General features: G+C 70.0%; 25 protein-coding genes and 1 tRNA gene. 11 read left to right on the forward strand and 15 right to left on the reverse strand.

Annotated elements, in window-relative coordinates; all coding sequences use genetic code 11:
• Positions 1–13: 13 nt before the first annotated feature.
• A complete protein-coding gene (locus ACIHIX_RS29000) occupies positions 14–1,702 on the reverse strand; it encodes a sodium:solute symporter family protein (protein ID WP_399961163.1) in 1,689 nt (562 codons plus the stop codon).
• Positions 1,703–1,811: 109 nt separating this feature from the next.
• Here ACIHIX_RS29000 and galT point away from each other — a divergent pair, with 109 nt between their 5' ends.
• From galT to galK, 3 genes are read left to right on the forward strand one after another with little or no spacing between them, the layout of a single operon-like run.
• Positions 1,812–2,873: a galactose-1-phosphate uridylyltransferase gene (galT, locus tag ACIHIX_RS29005; protein ID WP_399961165.1), complete on the forward strand. Its 1,062-nt coding sequence runs from the start codon at positions 1,812–1,814 to the stop codon at positions 2,871–2,873.
• Positions 2,870–3,838, forward strand: a complete 969-nt coding sequence (galE, locus tag ACIHIX_RS29010) for a UDP-glucose 4-epimerase GalE (RefSeq protein WP_399961167.1) — start codon at positions 2,870–2,872, stop codon at positions 3,836–3,838. Before galT ends, galE begins: the two co-directional genes overlap by 4 nt.
• Entirely contained in the window at positions 3,838–4,992 is a 1,155-nt protein-coding gene (galK, locus tag ACIHIX_RS29015) for a galactokinase (protein ID WP_399961169.1), read from the forward strand. The genes galE and galK overlap by 1 nt, the downstream gene beginning before the upstream one ends.
• Before the next feature lie 9 nt (positions 4,993–5,001).
• On the opposite strand, the gene ACIHIX_RS29020 is transcribed toward galK, so the two are convergent.
• Positions 5,002–5,496, reverse strand: coding sequence for a GNAT family N-acetyltransferase (locus ACIHIX_RS29020; protein WP_399961170.1), 495 nt, complete (start codon positions 5,494–5,496; stop codon positions 5,002–5,004).
• A 262-nt stretch (positions 5,497–5,758) separates the two neighbouring features.
• Between ACIHIX_RS29020 and ACIHIX_RS29025 the strand changes: the two genes are divergently transcribed.
• The gene (locus ACIHIX_RS29025) at positions 5,759–6,532 is read left to right on the forward strand and encodes a LuxR C-terminal-related transcriptional regulator (protein ID WP_399961172.1); all 774 of its coding nucleotides are present in this window, start codon (positions 5,759–5,761) and stop codon (positions 6,530–6,532) included.
• A 13-nt stretch (positions 6,533–6,545) separates the two neighbouring features.
• Here the strand turns inward: ACIHIX_RS29025 and tamR are convergent, their stop codons facing one another.
• On the reverse strand, positions 6,546–7,043 hold the full coding sequence (tamR, locus tag ACIHIX_RS29030) for a MarR family transcriptional regulator TamR (protein WP_126903729.1): 498 nt from the start codon (positions 7,041–7,043) through the stop codon (positions 6,546–6,548).
• An 89-nt stretch (positions 7,044–7,132) separates the two neighbouring features.
• Here tamR and ACIHIX_RS29035 point away from each other — a divergent pair, with 89 nt between their 5' ends.
• The 3 genes from ACIHIX_RS29035 to ACIHIX_RS29045 are packed head-to-tail and all read left to right on the forward strand — an operon-like array spanning position 7,133 to position 8,525.
• On the forward strand, positions 7,133–7,927 hold the full coding sequence (locus ACIHIX_RS29035) for a trans-aconitate 2-methyltransferase (RefSeq protein ID WP_399961174.1): 795 nt from the start codon (positions 7,133–7,135) through the stop codon (positions 7,925–7,927).
• 3 nt (positions 7,928–7,930) lie between these two features.
• Positions 7,931–8,293: a VOC family protein gene (locus ACIHIX_RS29040; RefSeq protein ID WP_399961176.1), complete on the forward strand. Its 363-nt coding sequence runs from the start codon at positions 7,931–7,933 to the stop codon at positions 8,291–8,293.
• Between the two features lie 58 nt (positions 8,294–8,351).
• Entirely contained in the window at positions 8,352–8,525 is a 174-nt protein-coding gene (locus ACIHIX_RS29045; RefSeq protein WP_399961178.1) for a CsbD family protein, read from the forward strand.
• Positions 8,526–8,615: 90 nt separating this feature from the next.
• On the opposite strand, the gene ACIHIX_RS29050 is transcribed toward ACIHIX_RS29045, so the two are convergent.
• On the reverse strand, positions 8,616–9,293 hold the full coding sequence (locus tag ACIHIX_RS29050) for a TetR family transcriptional regulator (RefSeq protein WP_399961180.1): 678 nt from the start codon (positions 9,291–9,293) through the stop codon (positions 8,616–8,618).
• The gene (locus ACIHIX_RS29055) at positions 9,290–10,300 is read right to left on the reverse strand and encodes an acyl-CoA desaturase (protein WP_399961182.1); all 1,011 of its coding nucleotides are present in this window, start codon (positions 10,298–10,300) and stop codon (positions 9,290–9,292) included. Before ACIHIX_RS29055 ends, ACIHIX_RS29050 begins: the two co-directional genes overlap by 4 nt.
• A gap of 303 nt (positions 10,301–10,603) precedes the next feature.
• On the opposite strand from ACIHIX_RS29055, the gene ppc reads away from it, so the two are divergent.
• Entirely contained in the window at positions 10,604–13,345 is a 2,742-nt protein-coding gene (ppc, locus tag ACIHIX_RS29060; protein ID WP_399961184.1) for a phosphoenolpyruvate carboxylase, read from the forward strand.
• 76 nt (positions 13,346–13,421) lie between these two features.
• On the opposite strand, the gene ACIHIX_RS29065 is transcribed toward ppc, so the two are convergent.
• From ACIHIX_RS29065 to ACIHIX_RS29100, 8 genes are all read right to left on the reverse strand, one after another.
• Entirely contained in the window at positions 13,422–14,108 is a 687-nt protein-coding gene (locus ACIHIX_RS29065) for an LPXTG cell wall anchor domain-containing protein (RefSeq protein WP_399961186.1), read from the reverse strand.
• A 135-nt stretch (positions 14,109–14,243) separates the two neighbouring features.
• A complete protein-coding gene (locus ACIHIX_RS29070; protein ID WP_399961188.1) occupies positions 14,244–14,747 on the reverse strand; it encodes a hypothetical protein in 504 nt (167 codons plus the stop codon).
• 42 nt (positions 14,748–14,789) lie between these two features.
• Positions 14,790–15,392 (reverse strand): aminoacyl-tRNA hydrolase, encoded by a 603-nt coding sequence (gene pth, locus ACIHIX_RS29075; RefSeq protein ID WP_399961190.1) that lies wholly within the window; start codon positions 15,390–15,392, stop codon positions 14,790–14,792.
• Between the two features lie 84 nt (positions 15,393–15,476).
• Positions 15,477–16,070, reverse strand: a complete 594-nt coding sequence (locus ACIHIX_RS29080) for a 50S ribosomal protein L25/general stress protein Ctc (RefSeq protein ID WP_399961192.1) — start codon at positions 16,068–16,070, stop codon at positions 15,477–15,479.
• A 203-nt stretch (positions 16,071–16,273) separates the two neighbouring features.
• Positions 16,274–17,254, reverse strand: a complete 981-nt coding sequence (locus ACIHIX_RS29085) for a ribose-phosphate diphosphokinase (RefSeq protein ID WP_059196110.1) — start codon at positions 17,252–17,254, stop codon at positions 16,274–16,276.
• A 132-nt stretch (positions 17,255–17,386) separates the two neighbouring features.
• The gene (glmU, locus tag ACIHIX_RS29090) at positions 17,387–18,835 is read right to left on the reverse strand and encodes a bifunctional UDP-N-acetylglucosamine diphosphorylase/glucosamine-1-phosphate N-acetyltransferase GlmU (protein WP_399961194.1); all 1,449 of its coding nucleotides are present in this window, start codon (positions 18,833–18,835) and stop codon (positions 17,387–17,389) included.
• Positions 18,836–18,946: 111 nt separating this feature from the next.
• A tRNA-Gln gene (locus ACIHIX_RS29095) sits at positions 18,947–19,020 on the reverse strand.
• Between the two features lie 11 nt (positions 19,021–19,031).
• Complete coding sequence (locus ACIHIX_RS29100; RefSeq protein ID WP_399961196.1) at positions 19,032–19,904, reverse strand: hypothetical protein; 873 nt, start codon at positions 19,902–19,904, stop codon at positions 19,032–19,034.
• A gap of 167 nt (positions 19,905–20,071) precedes the next feature.
• Here ACIHIX_RS29100 and ACIHIX_RS29105 point away from each other — a divergent pair, with 167 nt between their 5' ends.
• Positions 20,072–21,370, forward strand: a complete 1,299-nt coding sequence (locus ACIHIX_RS29105) for a sensor histidine kinase (protein ID WP_399961198.1) — start codon at positions 20,072–20,074, stop codon at positions 21,368–21,370.
• 22 nt (positions 21,371–21,392) lie between these two features.
• On the opposite strand, the gene ACIHIX_RS29110 is transcribed toward ACIHIX_RS29105, so the two are convergent.
• Entirely contained in the window at positions 21,393–21,896 is a 504-nt protein-coding gene (locus ACIHIX_RS29110) for an SUKH-3 domain-containing protein (RefSeq protein WP_399961458.1), read from the reverse strand.
• Positions 21,897–21,946: 50 nt separating this feature from the next.
• A complete protein-coding gene (locus ACIHIX_RS29115) occupies positions 21,947–22,504 on the reverse strand; it encodes a YwqJ-related putative deaminase (protein WP_399961200.1) in 558 nt (185 codons plus the stop codon).
• A gap of 322 nt (positions 22,505–22,826) precedes the next feature.
• Between ACIHIX_RS29115 and ACIHIX_RS29120 the strand changes: the two genes are divergently transcribed.
• Both ACIHIX_RS29120 and ACIHIX_RS29125 read left to right on the forward strand, forming a co-directional pair.
• On the forward strand, positions 22,827–23,834 hold the full coding sequence (locus ACIHIX_RS29120; RefSeq protein ID WP_399961201.1) for an SMI1/KNR4 family protein: 1,008 nt from the start codon (positions 22,827–22,829) through the stop codon (positions 23,832–23,834).
• An 8-nt stretch (positions 23,835–23,842) separates the two neighbouring features.
• Positions 23,843–26,617: an SUKH-4 family immunity protein gene (locus ACIHIX_RS29125; protein WP_399961203.1), complete on the forward strand. Its 2,775-nt coding sequence runs from the start codon at positions 23,843–23,845 to the stop codon at positions 26,615–26,617.
• The last annotated feature ends 53 nt before the right edge of the window (positions 26,618–26,670 follow it).

Raw genomic sequence — 26,670 nt, forward strand, 5'->3', positions numbered from 1 at the left:
AATCCTCCCGCGATCAGAACGAGAACGGGATGTAGCAGGCGGCGGCCAGCACGATCGCGCCCCAGCCCAGCAGGGCCGGCCTGCGGTACCAGGCGTCGTCGCCCTCGGCGGGGGCCTCGGACATACCGGGGGAGCGGGTGCCGTAGACCAGGCCCTGGAGCTCCTCGGCCGGCTTCGGGGCGGTGAACATCGACACCGCGAACATCACGACCGCGCCCGCGACGAAGCCGACGATCGCGGAGACGAAGTTGGCGCCCTGGTCGGAGGGGATGTCGATGATGCCCTGCTTGTAGATCCAGAAGTAGTTCACCATCGCCGCGACCGTGCCCGCGAGCAGGCCCCAGAAGCCGGACTTCACCGACGCGCGCTTCCAGAACATGCCGACGATGAAGACCACGAACATCGGCACGTTGAAGAAGGAGAACAGCGTCTGGAGGTAGCTCATGATGTTGGAGAAGGAGGAGGCGAGGAACGCCGTCCCCACCGAGGCCGCCACACCGATCACCGTGATCAGCCGGCCGAAGCGCACGTAGTACTCGTCCTCGCGGCCCCGCTCCACGTACCGCCCCCAGATGTCGTTGGTGAACACCGTGTTGAAGGACGACACGTTGGCCGCCATGCCCGCCATGAACGCGGCCAGCAGACCCGTCACCGCGATGCCCAGCACGCCGTTGGGCAGCAGCTGTTCCATCAGATAGGGGATCGCGTCGTTGTACTGGTAGCCCGACTCGGAGGTGCCGAAGCCGGGGATCAGGGCGGCGGCGGTCAGGCCCGGGATCATCACCAGGAAGACGATGAAGATCTTCGGGAACGCGGCGATCAGCGGCGTGCGCTGGGCGGCGCTCAGGTTCTTCGCCGACAGGGCGCGCTGGACCTCGGCGAAGTTCGTCGTCCAGTAGCCGAAGCTCAAGACGAAACCCAGACCCAGCACGATCGTCAGCCAGTTCGCGCCCAGCGGGTTGTCCGAGCCGATGCCGGTGCCGCCCCAGGCCGTCGTGAAGTTCGCGCCGTGCTCAGCCGTCAGCTTGTCCGTCAGACCGTCCCAGCCGCCGACCTTCTTCAGGCCGAGGACGACGATCGGGATGAGGGCCGCGAGGATCACGAAGAACTGGAGCACCTCGTTGTAGATCGCCGACGACAGTCCGCCGAGGGTGATGTACGCCAGTACGAACGCGCCCGCGACCACGATCGCCACCCACTGCGGCCAGCCGAGCAGCGCCTCGACGACGATCGCGAGGGCGTACAGGTTCACCCCGGCGATCAGGATCGCGGCGAAGGCGAACAGGGCCGAGCTGAGCAGGTGTGCCCATTTGTCGAAGCGCAGCAGCAGCATCTCGGGGACCGAGCGGACCTTGCTGCCGTAGTAGAAGGGCATCATCACCAGGCCCAGGAAGACCATGGCCGGGATGGCGCCGATCCAGTACCAGTGCACGGTGTACGCGCCGTACTGGGCGCTGTTGGCGGCCATGCCCAGGATCTCGGTGGCGGCGAGGTTGGCCGAGATGAAGGCGAGGCCGGTGATCCAGGCGGGCAGCGAACGTCCGGAGAGGAAGAAGTCGAGGCTGGTCTTCACCGATCTGCGGGCGGCGAAGCCGATGCCCAGGACCACGACGAAGTAGATCGCCAGGATCGTGTAGTCGAGCCAGTTCGTGGGGAGTCGTAGCTCGGCCGCCAGATATGTGGCTTCTGTGGGGGTTTGCATGGGGCGATTGAACCCTTCGGCTGGCGTTCTTTGTTTGATTCTGATGTTGACGCTGCTGTCGAGTTATGGTTACTTGTGTTTAGTTCTGTTTGAGTGAAGGAGTCCGGCGGTGAAGAAGACCTCGACCCGGCTGGCCGACGGTCGTGAGCTCATCTACTACGACCTGCGTGACGACACCGTGCGGGACGCGGTCGACCGCCGCCCCCTGGAGCGGACCGTCACCACCTCCGAGGTCCGCCGCGACCCGCTCCTCGGCGACTCGGTGGCCATCGCCTCGCACCGGCAGGGCCGCACCTACCACCCGCCGGCGAACGAGTGCCCGCTCTGCCCCTCCGAGGGCGACCGGCTGAGCGAGATCCCGGACTCGTCGTACGACGCCGTCGTCTTCGAGAACCGTTTCCCCTCCCTGGCCGGCGACTCGGGCCGCTGTGAGGTCGTCTGCTTCACCTCCGACCACAACGCGTCCTTCGCCGACCTCACCGAGGAGCAGGCACGCCTCGTCCTGGAGGCATGGACGGACCGGACGTCGGAGCTGTCTCATCTGCCCTCCGTGGAACAGGTGTTCTGCTTCGAGAACCGCGGCGCCGAGATCGGGGTGACCCTCGGACATCCGCACGGGCAGATCTACGCGTACCCGTTCACCACGCCTCGCACCGCCCTGATGCTGCGCCAGGTGGCCCAGCACAAGGAGGCCACCGGCGGCGAGAACCTCTTCGACAGCGTGCTGGAGAGCGAACTCGCCGGTGAGCGGATCGTCCTGGAGGGTGAACACTGGGTCGCGTTCGTGCCGTACGCCGCGCACTGGCCCTACGAGGTCCACCTCTATCCGAAGCGCCGGGTGCCGGACCTGCTCGGGCTCGACGAGGACGCGCGCTCAGAATTCCCCAAGGTTTATCTGGAACTCTTGAGGCGCTTCGACCGGATCTTCGGTGAAGGGGAGCCCGCGACGCCGTACATCGCGGCCTGGCACCAGGCCCCGTTCGGCCAGCTGGAGGAGTTCGAGGGCGTCAGCCGTGACGACTTCGCGCTCCACCTCGAGCTTTTCACCATCCGCCGCACCTCCGGCAAGCTGAAGTTCCTCGCGGGTTCCGAGTCCGGCATGAACGTGTTCATCAACGACATCCGGCCGGAGGCCGCGGCCCAGCGACTGCGAGAGGTAGCGAGTTCATGAGCGGTAAGTACCTGGTGACAGGTGGCGCGGGTTACGTCGGCAGCGTGGTCGCCCAGCATCTGCTGGAGGCGGGCCACGAGGTCGTCGTCCTCGACAACCTCTCCACCGGCTTCCGCGAGGGCGTCCCGGCCGGCGCCAGGTTCGTCGAGGGCGACATCCGCGACGCCGCCAAGTGGCTCGACTCCTCCTTCGACGCCGTGCTGCACTTCGCCGCGTTCTCCCAGGTCGGCGAGTCCGTCGTCAAGCCCGAGAAGTACTGGGACAACAACGTCGCCGGCACCATGGCACTGCTCGGCGCGATGCGCGAGGCCGGCGTCCGCAAGCTCGTCTTCTCCTCCACCGCCGCCACCTACGGCGAGCCGGAGCAGGTCCCGATCGTCGAGACCGCGCCGACGAAGCCGACCAACCCCTACGGCGCCTCCAAGCTCGCCGTCGACCACATGATCACCGGCGAGGCGGCGGCCCACGGCCTGGGCGCGGTCTCCCTGCGCTACTTCAACGTCGCGGGCGCGTACGGCAACCAGGGCGAGCGGCACGACCCCGAGTCGCACCTCATCCCCCTGGTCCTCCAGGTCGCGCAGGGCAAGCGCGACGCCATCTCCGTCTTCGGCGAGGACTACCCGACGCCGGACGGCACCTGCGTCCGCGACTACATCCACGTCGCCGACCTCGCCGAGGCCCACCTCCTCGCCGTCGAGGCCGCCACCCCCGGCGAGCACCTGATCTGCAACCTCGGCAACGGCGAGGGCTTCTCCGTCCGCCAGGTCATCGAGACCGTCCGCCAGGTCACCGGCCACCCGATCCCCGAGGTCGTGGCCCCCCGCCGCGGCGGCGACCCGGCGACCCTGGTGGCCTCGGCCGCCACCGCCCGCGAGAAGCTGGGCTGGAACCCGTCCCGCGCGGACCTCGCGGGCATCGTCGCGGACGCGTGGGAGTTCGCGCAGAACATCTCTAGGGAGCAGTAGTGGGCGCAGAGCAGGTGCGCGACGGTTTCGTTGCGCTCTACGGCACCGAGCCCGAAGGCGTCTGGTCGGCGCCGGGGCGCGTCAACCTCATCGGTGAGCACACCGACTACAACGACGGCTTCGTGATGCCCTTCGCGCTGCCGCACACCGCGCTCGCCGCGGTCTCCCGCCGCGACGACGGCGTCCTGCGCCTGCACTCGGCCGACGTCGAGGGCGGCGTCGTGGAACTGCGCCTGGACGACCTCGTCCCGGAGTCCGACCGCGACTGGACGGCGTACCCGGCGGGCGTGGTCTGGGCCCTGCGCGAGGCCGGCCACGCCGTGACCGGCGCGGACGTCCACCTCACCTCCACCGTCCCCTCGGGCGCCGGTCTGTCGTCCTCGGCGGCGCTGGAGGTCGTGGTCGCCCTGGCCCTGAACGACCTCTACGAACTCGGTCTGCCGGGCTGGCAGTTGGCCCGTCTGTGCCAGCGCGCCGAGAACGTGTACGTGGGCGCTCCCACCGGCATCATGGACCAGACGGCGTCCGCCTGCTGCGAGGAGGGCCACGCGCTCTTCCTCGACACCCGCGATCTCTCCCAGAAGCAGATCCCCTTCGACCTGGCCTCCGAGGGCATGCGCCTGCTGGTCGTCGACACCCAGGTCAAGCACTCCCACAGCGAGGGCGAGTACGGCAAGCGCCGGGCCGGCTGCGAGCGGGGCGCCGCCCTGCTCGGAGTCGACGCGCTCCGGGACATCGCCTACGGCGACCTCGACGCGGCCCTCGCACGGCTCGGCGACGACGAGGAGGCGGTCCGGCTGGTCCGGCACGTCGTCACCGAGGACGAGCGGGTGGAGAAGGCCGTCGCCCTGCTGGAGTCGGGCGACACCCGCGCGATCGGCCCCGTGCTGGTCGCGGGGCACGCCTCCCTGCGGGACGACTTCCGGGTCTCCTGCCCCGAGCTGGACCTGGTCGTCGAGGCGGCCGTGAACGCGGGCGCGCTGGGCGCCCGGATGACCGGCGGCGGCTTCGGCGGCTCGGCGATCGTCCTGGCGGACGTCGCCGACGTCGACACCATCACCAAGGCCGTCGAAGAGGCCTTCGCCACGGCCGGGTTCACCGCGCCCCGCGTCTTCGAGGCGGTACCGGCGCCGGGAGCGCGCAGGCTCGTCTGAGTTCTCCGGTCAGCCCCGCACACCCCGTGGTGTGCGGGGGCCGCGTCCCTGACCGAGCCTCTTCGTCAGCGTGTACTCCGTGATCCCCGGTGGATAGTCCGGGATCACGCACACCACGTCGTAGCCCCGCTTCCGGTAGAACTCCGGCGCCTGGAAGTCCCAGGTCTCCAGCCGGGACATCGCGCACCCCCGTTCGTCGCGTGCGATCCGCTCCGCCTCCGTGAGCAACCGCGAACCCAGGCTCGCGCCGCGGTGGCGTTCGTCGACCCACAGGTAGGTGACGTGGAGCCAGGTCGTCCAGGTGTGGCCGACCAGACCGCCGGCGAGATCGCCCGCCACGTCCAGTATCCAGACGTGGAGCGGACGTTCCCGTTCGTCCGGGGTGCCGCGCAGGGCGCGCAGGACGGGGGAGGCCGCGGTGTTGGTGTCCCGCAGTCGGATTCGCAGCAGATCGCGCCGGTCCTTGTCGACTTCTGTCTCCATACGAAACATGCGGCTCACCATAAACGCGCTGGACAGCCAGTTCTGCAAATTACCTTCCGCTCCTGCCCCCCGGCCGTACCCTGATGAACAGCACCGGTGGGGGCCGGTGCTGATCAGGGGGCGAGACAGTCGGGTACGGCACCCGAAGTGGGGGTAGCAGTTGGTGCACGGCGGCGGCCGTGCGCAGCGCCATCGCGCTTCGGGCGTCGTACCTGCGCCTGGTCTTCCGTCTCCCGACGATGGGGTATCCCCTGCTCTTCAGGAGCTTGGGGAAGGGGGTTTCGTGGTTCGCATCCGAGTCCTGGTCGTCGACGACCATCGCATCTTCGCCGAGTCGCTCGCCGCCGCCCTGGCGGCCGAGCCCGACGTCGACGTCTCCGCGGCCGGCAGCGGTCCCGCCGCGCTGCGCAGTCTGGAGCGCGCGGCGGCCGAGGGCCGGCGGTACGACGTCCTGCTCGTCGACGCCGACCTGGGCGGCAACGTCCAGGGCATCCGGCCCGCCGTGCCCGTCCAGGAGGCGGGCGAGGACGGACTCGTCGACGGCATCTCACTGGTGGCCGGGGTGCGTTCCGCACAGCCCGGCGTCCGGATCGTCGTACTCGCCGAGAAGGACGATCCGCGGCGCGCCGCGCTCGCCCTTCAGGCCGGCGCGTCCGGCTGGGTGGCCAAGGACTGTTCCTTGTCCCGCCTGTTGACCGTCATACGAGGGGTCCTGCGCGACGAGACCCATCTGCCGCCCGCCCTGCTCACCGGGGTGCTGCGGGAGCTGACCGCCGCGCGCAAGCACCGCACCGAGAGCGAGCGGCTGGTGGAGTCGCTCACGCCGCGGGAGCGGGAGGTGCTGCGGTGCATGGTCGCCGGGCTCGGCAGAAAGGCGGTCGCCGAGCGGCTGTTCCTGTCCCCGCACACGGTGCGCACCCATATGCAGAACGTCCTCGGCAAGCTGGGCGTGCACTCCACGCTGGCCGCCGTCGCGCTCGCGCGGCGTGCCGGGGTCGGGCCGGTGGATCTGGAGCCGGCCGGACGCATCCGGGCGGAGGAGACGCACACCGCCTGAGCCGGACGGGCCCTCAGCCGGGGATGTTGTCGAACGGGGCGGTCAACTGGCGCAGCAGTCCCGCCAGTTCGCCCCGCTGGGCCCGGGAGAGCTCCGCGAGGATCGCCCGCTCCTGGTCGAGGAGACCGGCCAGGGCCTGGTCCGCGCGGTCCCGGCCCTCGTCCGTCAGCCGGACCAGGACACCCCGGCGGTCCGAGGGGTCGGGCAGCCGCTCCACCAGGCCCTTCTTCGTCAGCCGGTCGATGCGGTTCGTCATCGTGCCCGAGGTGACCAGGGTCTGGGTCAGGAGCTGTCCGGGGGAGAGCTGGTACGGCGTTCCCGCGCGCCTGAGCGCGGTCAGGACGTCGAACTCCCAGGGCTCCAGGCTGTGCTCGGAGAAGGCGAGACGGCGTGCGCGATCCAGGTGCCGGGCCAGTCTGCTCACCCGGCTGAGCACCTCGAGCGGTTCCACGTCGAGGTCCGGGCGCTCCCGGCGCCACGCAGCGACCAGCCGATCGACCTCGTCCTCCATGACGATCAGTGTAGTGGTTGTGTCGATGTGAAGTCTCTTGATGTCGAGTCTCTTGACGTCGAGAGATCTGTCGGAGGACAGTGGATCTCATGACGACCTGGGACCCCGCTCAGTACCTGCGCCACGCCGACCACCGCGCCCGCCCCTTCCTCGACCTCCTCGCCCGCGTACCGGACCTGCCGACGGCCCCGGCCTCCATCGCCGACCTCGGCTGCGGTCCCGGCAACGTCACCGCCCTCCTCGCCGACCGCTGGCCCACCGCCCGGATCACCGGCTACGACAACTCGCCCGAGATGCTCGACAAGGCCCACGCCGAGCACGCCGGCCCCACCCCCGGCGGCGGCAGCCTCGACTTCGCCCCCGCGGACGTACGGACCTGGACGCCCACGGAGCCGTACGACCTCATCCTCAGCAACGCCACGCTCCAGTGGGTCCCCGGGCACATGGAGCGCTTCGCGGACTGGATCGGGGCCCTCACGCCCGGCGGCACCCTCGCCTTCCAGGTCCCCGGCAACTTCGACGCCCCCAGCCACCGGCTGATGCGCGAACTCGCCGAGTCCTTCGGCCTCCCCGTCGCCCTGCGCCACGACGACGCCGTCCACGCCCCCGAGGCCTACCTGGACCACCTCACCGCCCTCGGCTGCACCGCCGACGTCTGGGAGACGACGTACGTCCACCTCCTCACCGGCGAGGACCCGGTCCTCGACTGGGTCAAGGGCACGGGACTGCGGCCCGTCCTCACCGCCCTCGCCGACGACCCGGCCGCCCGCGAGAAGTTCCTGGCCGCCTATCGCACCGCCCTGCGCGAGGCCTATCCGACGAGGCCGCACGGCACGCCGTTCCCCTTCCGCCGTATCTTCGCGGTCGCCCGCAAGGAGGCGTAACGAGTGATCACCGCTGTCGACCACGTCCAGCTCGCCGCCCCGCCCGGCTCCGAGGACCGGCTGCGCGCCTACTACGCCGGCGTCCTCGGCATGACCGAGATCCCCAAACCTCCCACGCTCGCGGCCCGCGGCGGCTGCTGGTTCCAGGCCGGGATCGTCCAGCTCCACCTCGGTGTCGAGGCCGCCTTCCGGCCCGCCCTGAAAGCCCACCCGGGGCTGCGGGTCACCGGCATCGAGACGTACGCCGCCCGTCTGGAGGCCCGCGGCGCCACCGTCACCTGGGACACGGATCTGCCCGGACACCGCCGCTTCTACTCCTACGACCCCGTCGGCAACCGCCTGGAGTTCCTGGAACCGGGTGTTTGAGCCGCCGGGCCACGGTTCACCCGGCAGCCGGGAACCAACGCAGTCGGGAGTGAGTGACGTGGCGAAGGACCAGAAGGCCAAGGCCAAGAAGGAACAGGTCAAGGGCAAGGCCAAGGAGGCCGTGGGCCGCGCGGTAGGCAACGAGCGGATGACCACCAAGGGCCGCGCCGAACAGATGAAGGGCGACGCGCGCCAGGCGAAGGAGAAGGAGAAGGACATCTTCAAGCACTGACGTCTTCAAGCACTGACGTCATCAAGCACTGACGTCATCAAGCACTGACGTCTTCCAGTACTGCTGAGGACGGGATCGGCGCCGCAGGGCTCAGCTCTTGCGGCGCCCTATCAGATGCGGCTTCGCCTCCATGCCGTCCAGGCCGTGCCAGGCCAGGTTCACCAGGTGCGCGGCGACCTCCGCCTTCTTCGGGCGGCGCACGTCCAGCCACCACTGGCCGGTCAGCGCGACCATGCCGACCAGCGCCTGCGCGTACAGCGGGGCCAGCTTGGGGTCGAAGCCGCGGCTCTTGAACTCGCGGCCCAGGATGTCCTCCACCTGGGTCGCGATGTCCGAGATCAGCGAGGCGAAGGAACCCGTCGACTGCGGGATGGGCGAGTCACGGACCAGGATGCGGAAGCCGTCCGTGTACTCCTCGATGAAGTCCAGGAGCGCGAACGCCGCCTGTTCCAGCAGCTCACGCGGGTGACCCGCGGTCAGCGAACTCGTCACCATGTCGAGCAGCCGCCGCATCTCGCGGTCCACGACCACCGCGTACAGCCCCTCCTTGCCGCCGAAGTGCTCGTACACCACCGGCTTGGACACCCCGGCCTTCGCCGCGATCTCCTCCACCGACGTGGCGTCGAAACCCTTGGCGGCGAAGAGGGCCCGACCGATCTCAAGCAGCTGTTCCCGGCGCTGGGCACCCGTCATCCGGGTGCGGCGCGCACGCCGGGGCTTCTCATTGCTCTCGGTGCTGCTCGAGTCGGTCGCCACGGCGTCAATCATGCCGCCTCGACGCTGTCCTTCCGGCGCCGGGAGCCGTCTTCCTCGGTGTTGCGCCGCGAATCGATACGCGAGCGTGACGGCCAGCGCACGTCGTACGCCCAGCCGGCCATCTCGAACCAGCGGATCAGCCGCGCCGAGGAATCCACCTGGCCGCGCATCACCCCGTGCCGCGCCGACGTCGGGTCGGCGTGGTGCAGGTTGTGCCAGGACTCACCGCAGGACAGCACCGCCAGCCACCACACGTTGCCCGAACGGTCGCGCGACTTGAACGGCCGCTTGCCCACCGCGTGGCAGATCGAGTTGATCGACCACGTCACGTGGTGCAGCAGGCAGACCCGGACCAGCGAACCCCAGAAGAAGCCGGTGAACGCGCCCCACCAGGACATCGTCACCAGACCGCCGATCACGGCCGGCAGCGCCAGCGACAGCATCGTCCAGTAGATGAAGTGACGGGAGATCGAACGGATCGCCGGGTCCTTGATCAGATCCGGCGCGTACTTCTCCTGCGGCGTCTGCTCCTCGTCGAACATCCAGCCGATGTGCGCCCACCACAGGCCCTTCATCAGCGCCGGAACCGTCTCGCCGAACCGCCACGGAGAGTGCGGGTCACCCTCCGCGTCGGAGAACTTGTGATGCTTGCGGTGGTCGGCCACCCAGCGCACCAGGGGGCCCTCGACCGCCATCGACCCCGCGATCGCGAGCGCGATCCGCAAGGGACGCTTGGCCTTGAACGAGCCGTGCGTGAAGTAGCGGTGGAAACCGATCGTGATGCCGTGGCAGCCGAGGTAGTAGAAGAAGACCATCAGGCCGAGGTCCAGCCAGCTCACCCCCCATCCCCACGCCAGCGGCACCGCCGCCAGCAACGCCAGGAACGGAACGATGATGAAGAGCAGCAGCGTGATCTGTTCGATCCCGCGCTTCTGCTCCCCGCCGAGTGTGGCGGAGGGCATGGGTGAGCCGTCGTTCGCCTTCGGGGCGTCTTCGATCACATCGGACCTTGTGGTCATTGGGGCGTCCCCTGTGGGGTTCGAGGGTTGGAGAAGAATCGTGGTACCGGTAACCGCGCGGGAGTCGAGCGGGACTTCCCTACGGTTCCGTAACCTACGGCGACGTAAGTATGGCAGCGCGTCGCCCGACGGCAAGAGCCCGAGAGTCTGCGCGTCCCGACCGGCACCTATCCTGGAGTCGTTCGGACAGCGCGGTCCGCTCTCATTTCTTCCCGGATGACCGGCCCGTATGCGGCAGCCGCCGTGCGACCGACATCCGGGTTCCCTCCCGGACGAGCTTCAACACTGCAAGGAGCCGCACCTGTGAGCAGTGCCGACGACCAGACCGTTTCTCAGGAGACCACCTCCGCCGAGCTGCGCGCCGACATCAGGCGCCTCGGTGACCTCCTCGGCGAGACCCTCGTCCGCCAGGAGGGCCCGGAGCTGCTGGAGCTCGTCGAGAAGGTCCGCCGCCTCACCCGCGAGGACGGTGACGCCGCCGCCGAGCTGCTGCGGGGCACGGAACTGGAGACCGCCGCCAAGCTGGTGCGCGCCTTCTCCACCTACTTCCACCTGGCCAACGTCACCGAACAGGTGCACCGAGGCCGCGAGCTGCGCGCCAAGCGCGCCGCCGAGGGCGGCCTCCTCGCCCGCACGGCCGACCGGCTCAAGGACGCCGACCCCGAGCACCTGCGCGCCACCGTGCAGAACCTCAACGTGCGCCCCGTCTTCACGGCCCACCCGACGGAGGCCGCGCGCCGCTCGGTGCTCAACAAGCTCCGGCGCATCGCCGAACTCCTGGAGACCCCGGTCCTGGAGACCGACCGCCGCCGCTACGACACCCGCCTGGCCGAGAACATCGACCTCGTCTGGCAGACCGACGAGCTGCGCGTCGTACGCCCCGAGGTCACCGACGAGTCCCGCAACGCCATCTACTACCTCGACGAACTCCACGCGGGCGCCGTCGGCGACGTCCTGGAGGACCTCACCGCCGAACTGGAGCGCGTCGGGGTCACCCTCCCCGAAGCCACGCGGCCTCTGACGTTCGGCACCTGGATCGGCGGCGACCGCGACGGCAACCCCAACGTCACTCCCCAGGTCACCTGGGACGTCCTGATCCTCCAGCACGAGCACGGCATCAACGACGCCCTCGACCTCATCGACGAACTGCGCGGCTTCCTCTCCAACTCCATCCGCTACACCGGCGCCACCGACGAGCTGCTCGCCTCGCTCCAGGCCGACCTGGAGCGCCTCCCCGAGATCAGCCCCCGCTACAAGCGCCTCAACGCCGAGGAGCCCTACCGGCTCAAGGCCACCGCGATCCGCCAGAAGCTGGAGAACACCAAGCAGCGGCTCGCCAGGAACACCCCGCACGAGCCGGGCCGCGACTACCTCGGCACCAGCGAGCTGCTGAACGACCTCACCCTCATCCAGACCTCCCTGCGCGAACACCGCGGCGGCCTGTTCGCCGAGGGCCGCATGAACCGTACGATCCGTACGCTCGCCGCCTTCGGCCTCCAGCTCGCCACCATGGACGTCCGCGAACACGCCGACGCCCACCACCACGCCCTCGGCCAGCTCTTCGACCGCCTCGGCGAGGAGTCCTGGCGCTACGCCGACATGCCCCGCGACTACCGAGGCAAGCTGCTGGCGAAGGAGCTGCGGTCCCGCCGTCCGCTGGCGCCCACCCCGGCGCCCCTGGACGCGGCCGGCGAGAAGACCCTCGGCGTCTTCCACACGGTCAAGCGCGCCCTCGACGTCTTCGGCCCCGAGGTCATCGAGTCGTACATCATCTCCATGTGCCAGGGCGCCGACGACGTCTTCGCCGCCGCCGTCCTCGCCCGCGAAGCCGGTCTCATCGACCTGCACGCCGGCTGGGCCAAGATCGGCATCGTGCCGCTCCTGGAGACGACGGACGAACTCAAGGCCGCCGACACGATCCTGGAGGACATGCTCTCCGACCCCTCCTACCGGCGCCTGGTCGCGCTGAACGGGGACGTCCAGGAGGTCATGCTCGGCTACTCCGACTCCTCCAAGTTCGGCGGCATCACCACCTCCCAGTGGGAGATCCACCGCGCCCAGCGCCGGCTGCGTGACGTCGCCCACCGGTACGGCGTCCGGCTCCGGCTCTTCCACGGCCGCGGCGGCACCGTCGGCCGCGGCGGCGGCCCCTCGCACGACGCGATCCTCGCCCAGCCCTGGGGCACCCTGGAGGGCGAGATCAAGGTGACCGAGCAGGGCGAGGTCATCTCCGACAAGTACCTGGTCCCCTCGCTGGCCCGCGAGAACCTGGAGCTCACGGTCGCGGCCACGCTCCAGGCCTCCGCCCTGCACACCTCCCCCCGCCAGTCCGACGAGGCCCTCGCCCGCTGGGACGCCGCGATGGACGTCGTGTCCGACGCCGCGCACGCCGCGTACCGCAAGCTGGTCGAGGACCCGGACCTGCCGACGTACTTCGTCGCGTCGACCCCCGTGGACCAGCTCGCCGACCTGCACCTCGGCTCCCGGCCCTCCCGCCGGCCCGGCTCGGGCGTCTCCCTCGACGGACTGCGCGCCATCCCCTGGGTGTTCGGCTGGACCCAGTCCCGCCAGATCGTCCCCGGCTGGTTCGGCGTCGGCAGCGGACTCAAGGCCCTGCGCGAGGCGGGCCTCGACACGGTGCTCGACGAGATGCACGGGCAGTGGCACTTCTTCCGCAACTTCATCTCCAACGTCGAGATGACCCTCGCGAAGACCGACCTGCGCATCGCCCGCCACTACGTCGAGACCCTCGTCCCGGCCGAGCTCCAGCACGTCTTCGCCACCATCGAGGCCGAACACGCGCTCACCGTCGCCGAGGTCCTGCGGGTCACCGGCGAGAGCGAACTCCTCGACGCCCAGCCCGTCCTGAAGCAGACGTTCGCCATCCGCGACGCCTACCTCGACCCGATCTCCTACCTCCAGGTCGCCCTGCTCAAGCGCCAGCGCGACGCGGCCGCCGCCGGCGAGGAGGCCGACCCGACCCTGGCCCGCGCCCTGCTCCTCACCGTCAACGGTGTCGCGGCGGGCCTGCGCAACACCGGCTGACGGCCCACCCGCAGACGACGGTGCCCCCGAGGTCCGACCTCGGGGGCACCGTCGTACTCCTTGCTGATGCTGTCGCTTATGCCTTACGGCGACGGAACACCAGGTAGCCACCCGCGGCCACCAGCGCGGCGGCCGCACCGCCCAGCAGGCCCACCGGGGCGCCGTTGCCGGTCTCGGCCAGGTCGCCACCCTCACTGTCGCTGCCGCCGCCACCCTGGGCGGACGGCGACGAGGACGCCGAAGGCTCCGAGGACTCACCGGCCGGCGCCGACCCGGACGGCGACGCGGACGGGGAAGCGGACTCGGACGCCGACGCGGAACCCGACGGCGTCGCACCGGGGTTGCCGCCTTCGGAGCCCTCGCAGTCGGTCCAGAAGACCTTGTGCTTCGCGGCGCCCTTCTCGCCCTCGAAGTTCCAGAACAGCTTGTAGTGGCCGTCGGGCAGCGACAGGTCCTCGGTCCGGCCGTGGCCCTCGTCATCGAGGGTGATCTCACCGGACTTGACCGTCTCGCCCTTGACGTCGGCCGACGGGGCCCACGCCTCGATGTGCCAGTCGACCTCCTGGACGGAGTCAAAACCGAACGCGTCCAGGTAGAAGGTGCACACGTGCGGCTCGTTGCGGTGAAGCTCCTCGCCGGTCGTGGCGTCGTGGATCTTCACCGTGCCGTTGTCACCGGGAGCGGTGGCGTAGGCGGAAGGGGCCGCGAGCAGGGCGGCCAGGGCGACGGCGGACAAAGCGCCGGCGCGGCTGAGGGTACGCATGGGGCAGTCCATCTTCGAGATGTGACAGGGAAGATGTGGAGGGGGCGGCTCAGCATCCAGCCACGACTGACCTCAGGTCAATCACGAACAGACAACACTCAGACCCTCCACAGACGTGGAGAACCCCGAAAGCCGTCAGATGGTCACGAAAGCGGCGGTGAGCAGCGCGATTCCAGCCCCCGCCATCACCCACGCGCCCCGCGTGCGCCCCAACCCGCCCGCCACCACGACCGACGCCAGCAGCAGCGCACCACCCAGCGGAACCCAGGCATAGAGAATCCCGGCCGGACCGGACCGCACGACGTCATCACTGCTCGGCTTGAGGACGACCGTGTACGTCTCGCCCTTCCGCACGGCCACCGTCTTCTCGATGACGACCTCGGCCCGCGCCTTGGACCCCTCGGAGATCGGCGTGTACGGCCCGGTACAGGTGTCCTCCCCGCACCGCGTCACCTCGATCGTGCCGCTCTCCCGGCCCTTCGTCAGCATCACGTGCTGCGCGGTGCCCCACGACGCCCACACACCGGCGATCAGGATCAGCACCGCGACCGCGCCCATCGCCGCGAGCCGCCCGAAACGAAGAGCCGCGACCGAGGCCTGGCGGGAAGTGATGGCTGTGGCAGGCATGGCGGGGATCATTGGCCATGCCTCAACGCCCCGTCAACCTCGCTGGGTGACAAGTCAGGAGTTGTACGTGCTTTGCGCCCGCTCCAACCCCTCGATCACCAGACACTCCACGGCATCCGCCGCCCGGTCCACGAAGTAGTCGAGTTCCTTGCGCTCCGCCGAGGAGAAATCCTTCAGCACGAAGTCGGCGACCTGCATCCGACCCGGAGGCCGGCCGATCCCGAACCGCACCCGGTGGTACTCGGCGCCGAACGCCTTCGTCATCGACTTCAGCCCGTTGTGCCCGTTGTCCCCGCCGCCCAGCTTCAGCCGCAGTACCCCGTAGTCGATGTCCAGCTCGTCATGGATCGCCACGATGTTCGCGACGGGCACCTTGTAGAAGTCCTTGAGCGCGTTCACCGGCCCACCGGACAGATTCATGAACGACATCGGCTTTGCGAGGATCACCCGGCGGTTGAACGGCCCCGGCGGCCCGATCCGCCCCTCCACGACCTGCGCCTGCGCCTTCCCGGCCCGCTTGAACCTCCCCCCGATCCGCTCGGCCAGCAGATCGGCCACCATGAAACCGACGTTGTGGCGGTTGGCCGCGTACTCCGGCCCGGGGTTGCCGAGGCCGACGATCAGCCAGGGGTCGTTGGCGGGGGTCGTCACGTCCATGTCTCCTCGATACGCGCCAGCCGCCACTCCCGTACGGGAGCAGCGGCTGACGAATTCTTGCAGAGCTCCGGCAGAGCCTCAGGCTCAGGCCTCGGCGGCCTCGTCGCCCTCGGCCTCGCCCTCAGCGGACTCCTCGGCCTGCGCGGCCAGGACCTGGAGAACGACGGCGTCGCCGTCGACGGCCAGGGTGGTGCCCTTGGGGAGCGTGATGTCCTTGGCGAGGATGGAGGCACCGGCCTCCAGGCCCTCGACGGAGACCGTGACCGACTCGGGGATGTGGGTGGCCTCGGCCTCGACCGGAAGCGCGTTCAGGACGTGCTCCAGCAGGTTGCCACCGGCGGCCAGTTCGCCCTCGGCGTGGACCGGGATCTCGACCGTGACCTTCTCGCCACGCTTGACCAGCAGCAGGTCGACGTGCTCCAGGAAGCCCTTGATCGGGTCACGCTGGACCGACTTCGGGATCGCCAGCTCGTTGGTCTTGCCGTCGATGTCCACGGAGAGCAGGACGTTCGGCGTACGCAGGGCGAGCAGCAGCTCGTGGCCCGGAAGCGTCAGGTGCAGCGGGTCCGAACCGTGGCCGTACAGCACACCGGGAACCTTGGCGTCACGACGGATGCGGCGGGCGGCGCCCTTGCCGAACTCGCTGCGGGTCTCGGCGGAGATCTTGATCTCGGACATGTGGATCACTCCTCGTATGGGTGAGAGCGGACAAGGTCACCCGGCCACGAACGGCCTGCTACGAAGAGCGCGTCGATAACGGAGCGCCGTATCCCGCACTGGGTACGGCCTCCCTCGCCGAGCAACCTGAGCAGTCTACTCAGCCAGGGAGGCCGCAGAAAAATCGATCATGCAGAAGCGTTCTTCCGCATGGGCGGAACGTCCTACTGCTCGTCGAACAGGCTCGTCACCGAACCGTCCTCGAACACCTCACGCACCGCACTCGCGATCGTCGGCGCGATCGACAGCACCGTCATCTTGTCCAGGTCACGACCCAGCTCACCCGGCGTCGGCAGCGTGTTCGTGAACACGAACTCGCTCACCCGGGAGTTCTTCAGCCGGTCGGCGGCGGGCCCGGAGAGCACCCCGTGCGTCGCCGTGACGATGACGTCCTCGGCACCGTGCGCGAACAGCGCGTCCGCGGCGGCGCAGATGGTGCCACCCGTGTCGATCATGTCGTCGACGAGAACGCAGACCCGACCCTTCACCTCACCGACCACCTCATGCACGGTGACCTGGTTGGCGACGTCCTTGTCGCGCCGCTTGTGCACGATCGCCAGCGGCGCACCGAGCCGGTCGCACCAACGGTCGGCGACCCGCACACGACCCGCGTCCGGGGACACGACCGTCAGCTTGTCCTTGTCGACCTTCGCCCCGACGTAGTCCGCAAGCAGCGGCAGCGCGAAGAGGTGGTCGACCGGGCCGTCGAAGAAGCCCTGAATCTGATCGGTGTGCAGATCCACGGTCAGGATGCGGTCCGCACCGGCCGTCTTCATCAGGTCCGCGATCAGACGGGCCGAGATCGGCTCACGGCCACGGTGCTTCTTGTCCTGACGGGCATAGCCGTAGAACGGCACGATGACCGTGATGGAGCGCGCCGAAGCCCTCTTCAGGGCATCGATCATGATCAGCTGCTCCATGATCCACTTGTTGATCGGAGCCGTGTGGCTCTGGATCAGGAAGCAGTCGGCACCGCGCGCCGACTCCTGGTACCGCACATAGATCTCGCCGTTGGCGAAGTCGAAGGCCTTCGTCGGGACGACCCCGACACCCAGCTGCTGGGCGACCTCCTCGGCAAGCTCGGGGTGGGCGCGGCCGGAGAAGAACATCATCTTCTTCTCGCCGGTCGTCTTGATCCCGGTCACAGCACTGTCTCCTCAGAGGTGTCTCAGCTGGGTGTCGAGAGACCTCGCCGCTGGGCGCGACGGGCCGTCTCAGCTGGTAGGTGCGGGTGTGCACTTATCACGGTACGCCGTGTTTGACGCACCTGTTTCCGGTCAGCTTTCGCTGCCCGGCTCCCGGGACGCCGCCTCGGCCGCCTTCGCCGCCGCGCTTCCCGGACGCTTACGGGCCACCCAACCCTCGATATTCCGCTGCTGGCCACGGGCCACGGCCAGCGAACCGGGCGGCACGTCCTTCGTGATCACCGACCCTGCGGCGGTGTACGCGCCGTCCCCGACCGTGACAGGCGCCACAAACATGTTGTCCGAACCCGTCCGGCAGTGCGACCCGACGGTGGTGTGATGCTTGTCCTGCCCGTCGTAGTTCACGAACACGCTCGCGGCACCGATGTTGGTGTACTCACCGATGGTCGCGTCCCCGACGTAGGAGAGATGGGGAACCTTCGTCCCCTCCCCGATGGAGGCGTTCTTCGTCTCCACGTACGTCCCGATCTTGCCCTTGGCGCCGAGTCGGGTACCGGGTCGGAGATAGGCGTACGGCCCCACGGTCGCGTCCGCCCCGATGAACGCCCCGTCCGACACGGTGTTGTCGACGCGGGCGCCGGCGCCCACGTGGGTGTCCTTGAGCCGGCTGTTGGGACCGACCTCGGCGTCGGAACCGATGTGGGTGGTGCCGTGCAGCAGGGTGTTGGGGTGGACGACGGCGTCCTGATCGAAGGTGACGGTGACGTCGACCCAGGTTGTCGCCGGGTCGATGACGGTGACCCCGGCGAGCATGGCCTGCGTCAGCAGCCGGTCGTTGAGGATCCGGCGGGCCTCGCTGAGCTGGACGCGGTTGTTGATGCCGGCGATCTCACGGTGGTCGGCGGCGACGGAGGCGCCCACGCGGTGCCCGGCCTCCCGGAGAATCCCGAGAACGTCGGTGAGGTACTCCTCGCCCTGGCTGTTGTCGGTCCTGACCTTCCCGAGCGCGTCGGCGAGCAACTGCCCGTCGAACGCGAACACCCCGGAGTTGATCTCACGGATCGCCCGCTGCGAGTCGGAGGCGTCCTTGTGCTCCACGATCGCGGTGACCGCACCCGAGGCGCCGTCCCGCACGATCCGCCCGTACCCGGTCGCGTCCGGGACCTCGGCGGTGAGAACGGTGACGGCGTTGCCGTCGGTGGAGTGGGTGTCCGCGAGGGTGCGGAGGGTGTCCCCGGTGAGAAGGGGTGTATCCCCGCAGACGACGACAAAGGTCCCGTCGACGACCCCACCCAGCTCTTCGAGCGCCATCCGTACGGCGTGCCCGGTGCCGTTCTGCTCCGCCTGCACGGCGGTCCGTACGTCGGGGTCGATGTCGCCGAGATGCGCGCTGACCTTCTCGCGGGCGTGGCCCACGACGACGACGAGATTCTCGGGGTCCAACTCGCGGGACGCGGCGAGCACATGGCCGACGAGGCTGCGGCCACAGAGTTCGTGAAGAACCTTGGGTGTGGCCGACTTCATACGGGTGCCCTCACCCGCTGCGAGAACGACGACGGCTGCCGGGCGGTTGGCGCTCACGGGATGCCCTTCGGCTGTGGAGGGGGTGGGGTGACATCCGCAGGATACCGGGGCGTTTCTTGGGGGACATGAGTGTGGGCCCTGACTGTGCTGTCAGGGCCCACGTTCAGCTGGCTCCCGGGGAAGGAATCGAACCCTCATTCAATGGACCAAAACCATTTGTCCTGCCTTTAGACGACCCGGGATGGTTCGTCCGCTATGTCCGATTCTTTGGATCGGCGCGGCTTGCAGCCCCTACTATGCCGTACCACCAGCCTTCGATGCGACGGTACAAGTCGGCTCCCTTCAGGACTCTGACGGCCAGGCAGCCGCGGTAGGAGTCGCCGGTGTTCTTCCGTACCGTCTTCGGGTTGTGTGTCTTGAGCGTTGTCTTGTAGAAGGCGGAGCGGTCGGCATCGACGAGCTCGGCCCAATACTCTTCGGCGGCGGATACGTCCGCGGTCTCATGGATCATCACGGAGTACCGCAGGCGCTCACGCTCAATGCCGAGAAGGTTGAGCCAGGCATGGAAAACCTTGATCATTCCAGGGTCGCTGTTGACGAAGGTGACGCTTTCCCGGCGGGCGTACGGCTTGTCCTTGCCGCCCTCGGCCCAATAGAGGGCGACGCCGGCGATGAACAGATCTCGATCGGACAGTTCGCCGATCTCTGCAGTTGCGGCCGTCTTCGTTTGCCGACGCTGCTCGTCTCGTACCGCCAGTTCGTGCTCCCAGCGCTTGCGACCCGCCAGCCTGGCCTGCTCTGCAGGATCACGTCGCTCCGGCTTCGGCAGATCCCGTACCCACAGTGAGATCGAACTCTTCGAGCACCCCAGCTCCAGCTGGATCTGGTCGTATGTCCAGCCCTGGAGTCGTAGCTCCCTCGCCCTGCCCTTCACGTCGTCCTTCGCGTTCGGGCGCTTCGTCCATTCGGGCGGGGGCTCGCCCTCCAGGAGGCGGTTGAGGATGTCGTTGTTGTCGACGTGCAGGCGGTCGCGGATCTGGCGTCGGCTGAGTCCTGACCGCCGTAAGGTCACCGCCTGCTTCCGCAGCCCCTCGAAGTCCGCGTATTTGCCAGCTGTGTGTGCCATGGGCATACCATCCGGGCGGAATGATCGCTTCCGGGTTCGAACAGGGGCTGGTTCAGCAGTTCGAGGGAAAACGGGTGGTTTCGCTTCTGGCCGGTCATGGCATGTGGTGTAGGCCAGTCCCGGAAACTCACCGGAAAAGCCGCGCCCGCCGCCCGTAGGCTGGAGGCATGACCACGACGGGGGAAGACCACGCCGCGGCCCGGACGGGGCCGTGGTGGTGGGCCAGGTGGCGTACCGCACTGTTGGACATGGGCCTCGCGTTCGTCTCGGTGATGGAGTGCGCGAACGAGGGGATCGACTTCGCGAAAGATGCCGGCATCCCCACTGCGGCCGGGGTGGTGTTCGGGGCGTTGGCCGGGGCCGCGTTGCTCGTGCGGCGGAAGTGGCCCATCGCGGTGGTGCTGGTGTCCATCGCCATCACGCCTGCCCAGATGGGGTACCTCATGGGCATCGTGGGGCTCTACACCCTCGCCGCCTCCGAGCTGCCTCGGCGGATCATCGGGTCGCTGGCCGGGATGTCGTTCGTCGGCATGCTGATCGTGATGTTCGTGCGGGTGCGGCAGAGCATGGAGACGGGGGAGAGCGACCTCGGGAGTTGGTCCGTTCCGTTCGCGGCGATCGCCATTTCCATCGGGCTCACCGCTCCGCCCTTGCTGCTCGGGTTGTACGTCGGGGCTCGGCGGCGGCTCATGGAGAGTTTGCGGGAGCGGGCCGACAGCTTGGAGCGGGAGCTTCAGCTGCTCGCCGAGCGGGCGGAGGAGCGGGCCGAGTGGGCCAGGAACGAGGAGCGGACCCGGATCGCGCGGGAGATGCATGACGTCGTCGCGCATCGGGTGAGTCTGATGGTGGTGCATGCCGCCGCGCTTCAGGCCGTTGCCCGCAAGGATCCTGAGAAGGCCGTCAAGAATGCGGCGCTCGTGGGGGACATGGGGCGGCAGGCGCTGACCGAGTTGCGCGAGATGCTCGGGGTGTTGCGGAGCGGGGACGGTGGTGGGGTGCGGCAGGCTGCCGTGCCCTTGGCCGCCGTGGGGGCCGCTGCTGCGGCTGCCGCTTCGCGGGCCGTCGATGAGGCTGAGGGGCCCTGTCTGTCCGAGTTGGAGGAGTTGATCGGGCAGTCGGCGGCTGCGGGGATGGTCGTGGATCTGACGGTGGACGGGGAGGTGCGGTCGTATGCGGGGGAGGTCGAGCAGACCGCGTACCGGGTCGTCCAGGAGGCGTTGACCAACGTCCACAAGCATGCGGCGGGGGCGAAGACGCATGTGCGGCTCGCGCATCGGGGGTCGGAGATCGCGATGCAGGTGGAGAACGAGCCGCCGCCGGAGGTGGGGGTCTCGGCGCGGCTGCCTTCCGGGGGGAACGGGCTCGTGGGGATGAAGGAGCGGGTCGTCGCGCTGGGCGGGGTGTTCGTGTCCGGGCCGACGGATGCGGGGGGTTTTCGGGTGTCGGCGGTGATTCCGGCGTCGTAGCGCCGCGTTGCCCGGGGTGGCTTCAGCTCGCGGTGAGTCGTACCGGTTCCGTGCCTGCGACGAGGGCGGCGAGGGCGTGGTCGATGTCGGGGCCGAGGTACCAGTCGCCGGTGTGGTCGAGGGTGTAAGTGCGGCCTTCGGCGTCGATGGCGAGGAGGGCGGCGGTGTCGGTCTCGGTGCCGAGGGGACAGATCTCGGTGTCGAGGGCGCGGCCGAGGTCGCCGAGGGTGCGGGCGAGGTGGAGGCCGTGCAGGGGGTCGAGGTGGAGGTGGGCCGGGGCGACCTGGCGGCCGGGGCCGGTGGGGGTGATGTGGAGGCCGCCGAATTCGGCCCAGGCTTCGACCGCGGCGGGGAAGACGGTGTGGCGGTGGCCGGCGGGTGAGGTGTGTGCGCGCAGGGCGTCGGCCCAGATCTCCGCTTGTTTGATGTCCCAGCGTCCGGGTTGCCAGCCGGCGGCGCGCAGGGCGGCGTCGACGGGTACGGGGAAGCGCGTGGTGCTGGTGCTGGTGCGGGGGTCGGGGTGCATCTGCCCTTCGATCGTCGAGGTCATGGGGTCGTACTGGTGGCGTGTGCGGGTCAGTCGTCCGCCGCCGGGTCGACGATGCGTACGCCGAAGTGGGCGCTGAGGGCGGTGCAGGCGCGGCAGGGGGTGGCGAAGCTGCCGTGGAGGGGGTCGCCGTCCTCGCGGATGCGGCGGGCGGTGAGTTTGGCCCCCTTGAGGGCTTTGCGGGCCTCGCCGTTGGTCATGGGTTTGCGGGCGGCGCGTTTGGTGCGGGCGGCGTCGGCCGCGGCGAGGTGGCGGGAGACGAGGATCGTCTCGGCGCAGCGGCCGGTGAAGCGGTCGCGCTGGGTGGATGTGAGGGTGTCGAGGAAGTCCTGGACGAGTGGGTGCAGGGGCGGGGCCTGGTCGCCGCGGGCGGCGGTGCCGGTGAGGGTGGCGCCGCGGACGGAGAGGGCGGCGGCGATGGTGGGGAGTATGCCGTCGCGGCGGTGGCGCAGGGTGGGGGCGTGGGCGGCTTCGGTGCTGCTCCAGCCGATGCGGGGATCGCCTGACAGGCCGGTCCGTGCGTCGCCGGTTGTGGCTGGTCGCGGTCCTGGGCGAGGTCCCGTCTGCGTCGTATTCATGATCATCATCCCCTCCGAGCATCCCCCCGGATCACACAGAGTGCCAAATGCCGTGGCTGGTGCGGAAGCTGGGGCGGCGCGACACGCCCGGGTTTGGGCGGGCTGTCACGAGGGGGTGACGGCTGGTCACGGAAGCGGAGGGCCGCTGACCGGCGCCCGGTGACCGGTGTCGTCGTACCGCATAGGCTGTCGGCACCCGCATGTATGCGGTCACACGCTGGAGAACGTCGGAGAAGTCGAATACGGGCTGGGGTGGCGGGTCGGAGCCGGGTGGACCGGGGCCGGGGCCGGTCGCCGTGGGTCGTACAGAGTGCCGCAGGGGGCAACCGCCATGACGACAGGTCGGCTCGGGCAGCAAGCCGCGCCGCCGAACGCGGCCTATGCCGGGCAGGTCGTGCATTTCCCGGATCCGGTCCGGGCTGCGCGTCACCCGAGGGGGGTGCGGGTGGACGAGCACGGCTATCCCGACTTCTCGACGTATGCGCGTGCGGCTGCCGAGATCGCTGATCCGCCGGAAGGTTTCGGTGTCGACGAGTTGCGGCTGACGGACTATGTGTCGGCGAACGCGGCGCTCGCGGCGACCGGCCATGACCTGTGGGACACGATTCCCGCGGTGGCGACGCCGCACGGCTGGACGTGGCATCACGTGGTGGGTTCGCGCCGTCTTGAGCTGGTGCCGGTCGAGGTGAAGGCGCTGCTGCGGCATCACGGCGGGATCGCGACGGCGACGGTGGACCACGGGAAGCGGGGGACGCGGCCGTTGCAGGAGACGCGGCCCGCGCATTTCGGGTTGCCCAAGTCGGGTACGGCGGTGTCGGAGTCGCAGGTGCTGGGGGTCGAGGAGGACCTCGGGTACCGGCTGCCGGGCGCGTACCGGTCTTTCCTGAAGGCGGCGGGTGGTTGTGCGCCGGTGGGGACCGCGCTGGACCCGGAGTTGGGTCTGCTGGTGGACCAGCCGTTCTTCACGGTGCGGGACGAGGCGGCCGTCAATGACCTCGTGTACGTGAACAAGTGCCTGCGCGACCATCTGACCAAGGACTATCTGGGTGTCGGGTTCGTGCAGGGCGGGTTGCTGGCCGTGAAGGTGAAGGGCGCGGGGATCGGATCGGTCTGGTTCTGCGCGTACGACGACGCGCGTGACGTCGACCCTTCGGTGGCGCCCGCGGACCGGGTGGAGCGGCTGTTGCTGCCGTGCGGTGACGACTTCGATGTGTTCCTGTCCCGACTGGCGGGTTCTCCGCCGGAGTTGGAGACGGTGGCGAACCTGATGGTGGACGGCGGTTTCGCGCGGTCCGTGCCGGTGGCTGGAGCCGGGGCTGTTGCCGGGGCTGGGGAGTGAGCTGACCGATGGTGACGTTCGCGCAGGCGCAGGAGCGTGCGGAAGAGTGGATCAACGGGGACGTTCCCTCGTACCAGCATCGTGAGGTGCGGGTGCGGGAGTTCGAGCTCGGGTTCGTGGTGTGGGCGGAGGACCGTGCAGACGGGCCGCGTTCGGACGGCGGCGCTCAGCGGTTGGTGCTCGCCCGGGACAGCGGGGAGGCCACGTTGTGGCCGGCGCTGCCGGTGGGCGAGGTGATCCGCCGGTACGAGGAGGAGTACGGGCGCGCCGCTGAGGACGCGGCCGCCGCTGCGGCTTCGGCGCCTGCGGCTCGGGTGGATCTGAATCAGACGTCGTTCCTTTTGACGCCGCCGGAGTGGTTGCAGGAGGCGGCGGATCAGTTGGGGATTCCTGATCGGCGGGGTTCGGGTTCTGGTGCGTTGCCCGAGACGCAGGCCGGTGTGCCGGTCGGGTCGGGGAACGGGGCCGGGGGGCCGGGTGCGGCTTCGGCGGCGCTGGGTGTGCCGGGTGTGCCTGCCGGGGCGACGCCGTGGGCCGGGACCGACACCAACGCCGATGCGGGCGACGACCGTTCGGTGCCGTTGCCGGCGACGGTGTTCGCGCCGCCGCTGAGCGGTAGCGACGATGATACTCCGCCGCCCGCGACGCCGCCGGAGGCCCAGACCGCGCTGATGTCGGGCGGTAGCCAGCTTCCGCCGACGGCGCTGGCAGCGGCGCTCGACGATCCGCATGCGCCGGGCGCGGTTGCGGGTGCGCCGGCGCCTGGGGTTGTCGGTGCGCCGGGCGCGCCTGGGATGGCTCCGGGTGGGGCGCCGTACGGGTATCCGCAGGGTGCGGGGAGTGTGGGTGGTGCGGGAGTGCCTCCTACGCCCCCTCCGGGCGCCCCGCACGCGCCTGCGCCTGTGCCGGGTGGGCCGGGGGCGCCTCAGCCTCCTGGTGCACCGGGCGGGGTCGGTGGTCCGGGGGCGTCGGAGCGGTCGCTCGCGCCGAACGCCGGGGACATCGCCGACGCCGCGACCAGCAAGGCAGCGCCTCCGCCGCGCCGTGGACAGGGAGGCGGGACGCCGCCTCCGCCGCCGGGTGTCCCGGGGGCGCCGGGCGCGCGTCCGGGGGGCACGCCCCCGCCTGTGCCGGGTGCGCCCGGTACGCCGGGTGCGGCGGCCGGCGGGTATGTGCCGACGCAGCTGGTGTCCGCGCTCGGGCCGGACGGTCCTCAGGGCGTGCCGTCTGCGGGGCCGACCCCGCCGGGCGCCCCGCAGCCTCCCGGCGCGCCGAACCCGCCCGGCGGTACGCCTCCGGGTGGCGCTCACCATGCCGCCACGATGCTGGCCGACCCGGGGCGGATGGGCCCTGGCGGGGGCGCGCAGACCCCTCCGGGTGCTCCGGGTGCTCCGGGTGCTCCGGGTGCTCCGGGTGTGCCTCACGCGCCCGGCGCTCCGGGCGTCCCGGGTGCCCCCGGCGTTCCCGGTTTCGCAGGTGCCCCGGGTGGCCCCGGCGCACCGCAGCCTCCCGGCGCCCCGGGTGCGCCTGGCTCTGCCGGGGGCGCGGGGGGCGCTGTTCACCAGGCGGAGACGATGCTGGCAGCGCCCCCGGTGGGCGGCCCCGGCGCGCCTCCGCCGCCGCACGCCCCGGGTGTGCCCGGCGCCCCCGGCATGGCGCCGGGCGCGGGTGCCCCTCAGCCGATGGCGCCCGGTGCGATGCCTCCCGGTGCGATGCCGCCTCCCGGTGCGATGCCGCCGGGTGCCGTGCCGCCGCCGGGGCAGCCCGGTCCCGGTCAGGCGCCGGCGTACGGCTACCCGCAGCAGGGTCAGCCGACCGTCGGTCCGGGCTACCAGGCCGTGTTGCGCTACCGCGCGCAGGACGGTTCGGAGCAGCAGCTGATCCGGCGTTCGGCGCCGGGTACGCCGCACCCGGAGTGGCAGATCTTCCATGAGCTGCGAGGGATGAACATCCCGCCGGACCAGGTGCTGGAACTGCACACGGAGTTGGAGTCGTGTGAGCTGCCGGGTGCGTACTGTGCGCGGATGATCCGGGAGCAGTGGCCGCAGGCGCGGATCGCGAGCATCGCGCCGTACGGCACGGATCACGCGAGCCGGCAGCAGGGGATGCGGCAGTTGCTGGCGCATCAGGGCGAGTTGCACCAGGTGGCGGACGGACCGGCGCGACCGGGACCGGTGCGTGCCCCGCTTCCGCCGGTGCAGGCCGCTCCGCCGATTCCGCCGGAGGGTGTGGCGCAGGAGCTGGCGGGGGCGTTCGGGCCGGGGATCTTCCGGTTCGAGCAGGCCGCGGTGTCCCGGCAGGGCGTGCCGCCGGTCGTGGCGCACTCGTTGGTGGCGGCGGGGCTGCCGATGGACATGGGCCCGTTCTTCTGGGCGCAGGCCCAGCCGGGGCGGCCGGTTCCGACGCTGGCCGAGCTGGCGCAGGAGCGCGGGGTGCAGCCGGCCTCGGACGCGGGGTCGTACCTGGTGATGGGCAGTGACTTCGGCCGGGCGATCTGTGTGCAGTACGGGACGGCGAACATCGTGGCCGTGCCGGTGGAGGCGGGGCCCGGCGGGGCGCCCGTGCCGCCGCAGTTCGTGAACACGGGGCTGCCCGAGTTCCAGCGGTGTCTGGCGTTGCTGGGGCGGATGTGGCGACTCAGGTTCGGGCTGAACCAGGAGCAGGCGGGTCGTTGGACCGTCGACTTCCAGGCGCAGCTGGCCTCCTTGGATCCGGCGGCGCTGGGTTCTCCGGAGAGCTGGTGGTCGGTGCTGCTGGAGCAGATGTGGGACGGGCTGCTGTAGGGCCCTGAGCGTGGGAGGCGGGTCCGGTCGGAGTGACCGGGCCCGCCTCCTCG

Origin of the sequence: Streptomyces sp. NPDC051913 (assembly GCF_044593635.1) — a bacterium.
Taxonomy (GTDB): Bacteria; Actinomycetota; Actinomycetes; order Streptomycetales; family Streptomycetaceae; genus Streptomyces.

Coding starts and splice junctions, on each gene's coding strand:
- ACIHIX_RS29105 (WP_399961198.1), top strand. CDS start 20,072: ATGACCACGACGGGGGAAGACCACGCCGCGGCCCGGACGGGGCCGTGG.
- ACIHIX_RS29055 (WP_399961182.1), bottom strand. CDS start 10,300: ATGACCACAAGGTCCGATGTGATCGAAGACGCCCCGAAGGCGAACGAC.
- ACIHIX_RS29100 (WP_399961196.1), bottom strand. CDS start 19,904: ATGGCACACACAGCTGGCAAATACGCGGACTTCGAGGGGCTGCGGAAG.
- ACIHIX_RS29050 (WP_399961180.1), bottom strand. CDS start 9,293: ATGATTGACGCCGTGGCGACCGACTCGAGCAGCACCGAGAGCAATGAG.
- pth (WP_399961190.1), bottom strand. CDS start 15,392: ATGGACGTGACGACCCCCGCCAACGACCCCTGGCTGATCGTCGGCCTC.
- ACIHIX_RS29070 (WP_399961188.1), bottom strand. CDS start 14,747: ATGATCCCCGCCATGCCTGCCACAGCCATCACTTCCCGCCAGGCCTCG.
- tamR (WP_126903729.1), bottom strand. CDS start 7,043: ATGGAGGACGAGGTCGATCGGCTGGTCGCTGCGTGGCGCCGGGAGCGC.
- ACIHIX_RS29125 (WP_399961203.1), top strand. CDS start 23,843: ATGGTGACGTTCGCGCAGGCGCAGGAGCGTGCGGAAGAGTGGATCAAC.
- ACIHIX_RS29080 (WP_399961192.1), bottom strand. CDS start 16,070: ATGTCCGAGATCAAGATCTCCGCCGAGACCCGCAGCGAGTTCGGCAAG.
- ACIHIX_RS29120 (WP_399961201.1), top strand. CDS start 22,827: ATGACGACAGGTCGGCTCGGGCAGCAAGCCGCGCCGCCGAACGCGGCC.
- ACIHIX_RS29065 (WP_399961186.1), bottom strand. CDS start 14,108: ATGCGTACCCTCAGCCGCGCCGGCGCTTTGTCCGCCGTCGCCCTGGCC.
- ACIHIX_RS29115 (WP_399961200.1), bottom strand. CDS start 22,504: ATGATGATCATGAATACGACGCAGACGGGACCTCGCCCAGGACCGCGA.
- ACIHIX_RS29000 (WP_399961163.1), bottom strand. CDS start 1,702: ATGCAAACCCCCACAGAAGCCACATATCTGGCGGCCGAGCTACGACTC.
- ACIHIX_RS29035 (WP_399961174.1), top strand. CDS start 7,133: ATGACGACCTGGGACCCCGCTCAGTACCTGCGCCACGCCGACCACCGC.
- galE (WP_399961167.1), top strand. CDS start 2,870: ATGAGCGGTAAGTACCTGGTGACAGGTGGCGCGGGTTACGTCGGCAGC.
- ACIHIX_RS29020 (WP_399961170.1), bottom strand. CDS start 5,496: ATGGTGAGCCGCATGTTTCGTATGGAGACAGAAGTCGACAAGGACCGG.
- ACIHIX_RS29110 (WP_399961458.1), bottom strand. CDS start 21,896: ATGCACCCCGACCCCCGCACCAGCACCAGCACCACGCGCTTCCCCGTA.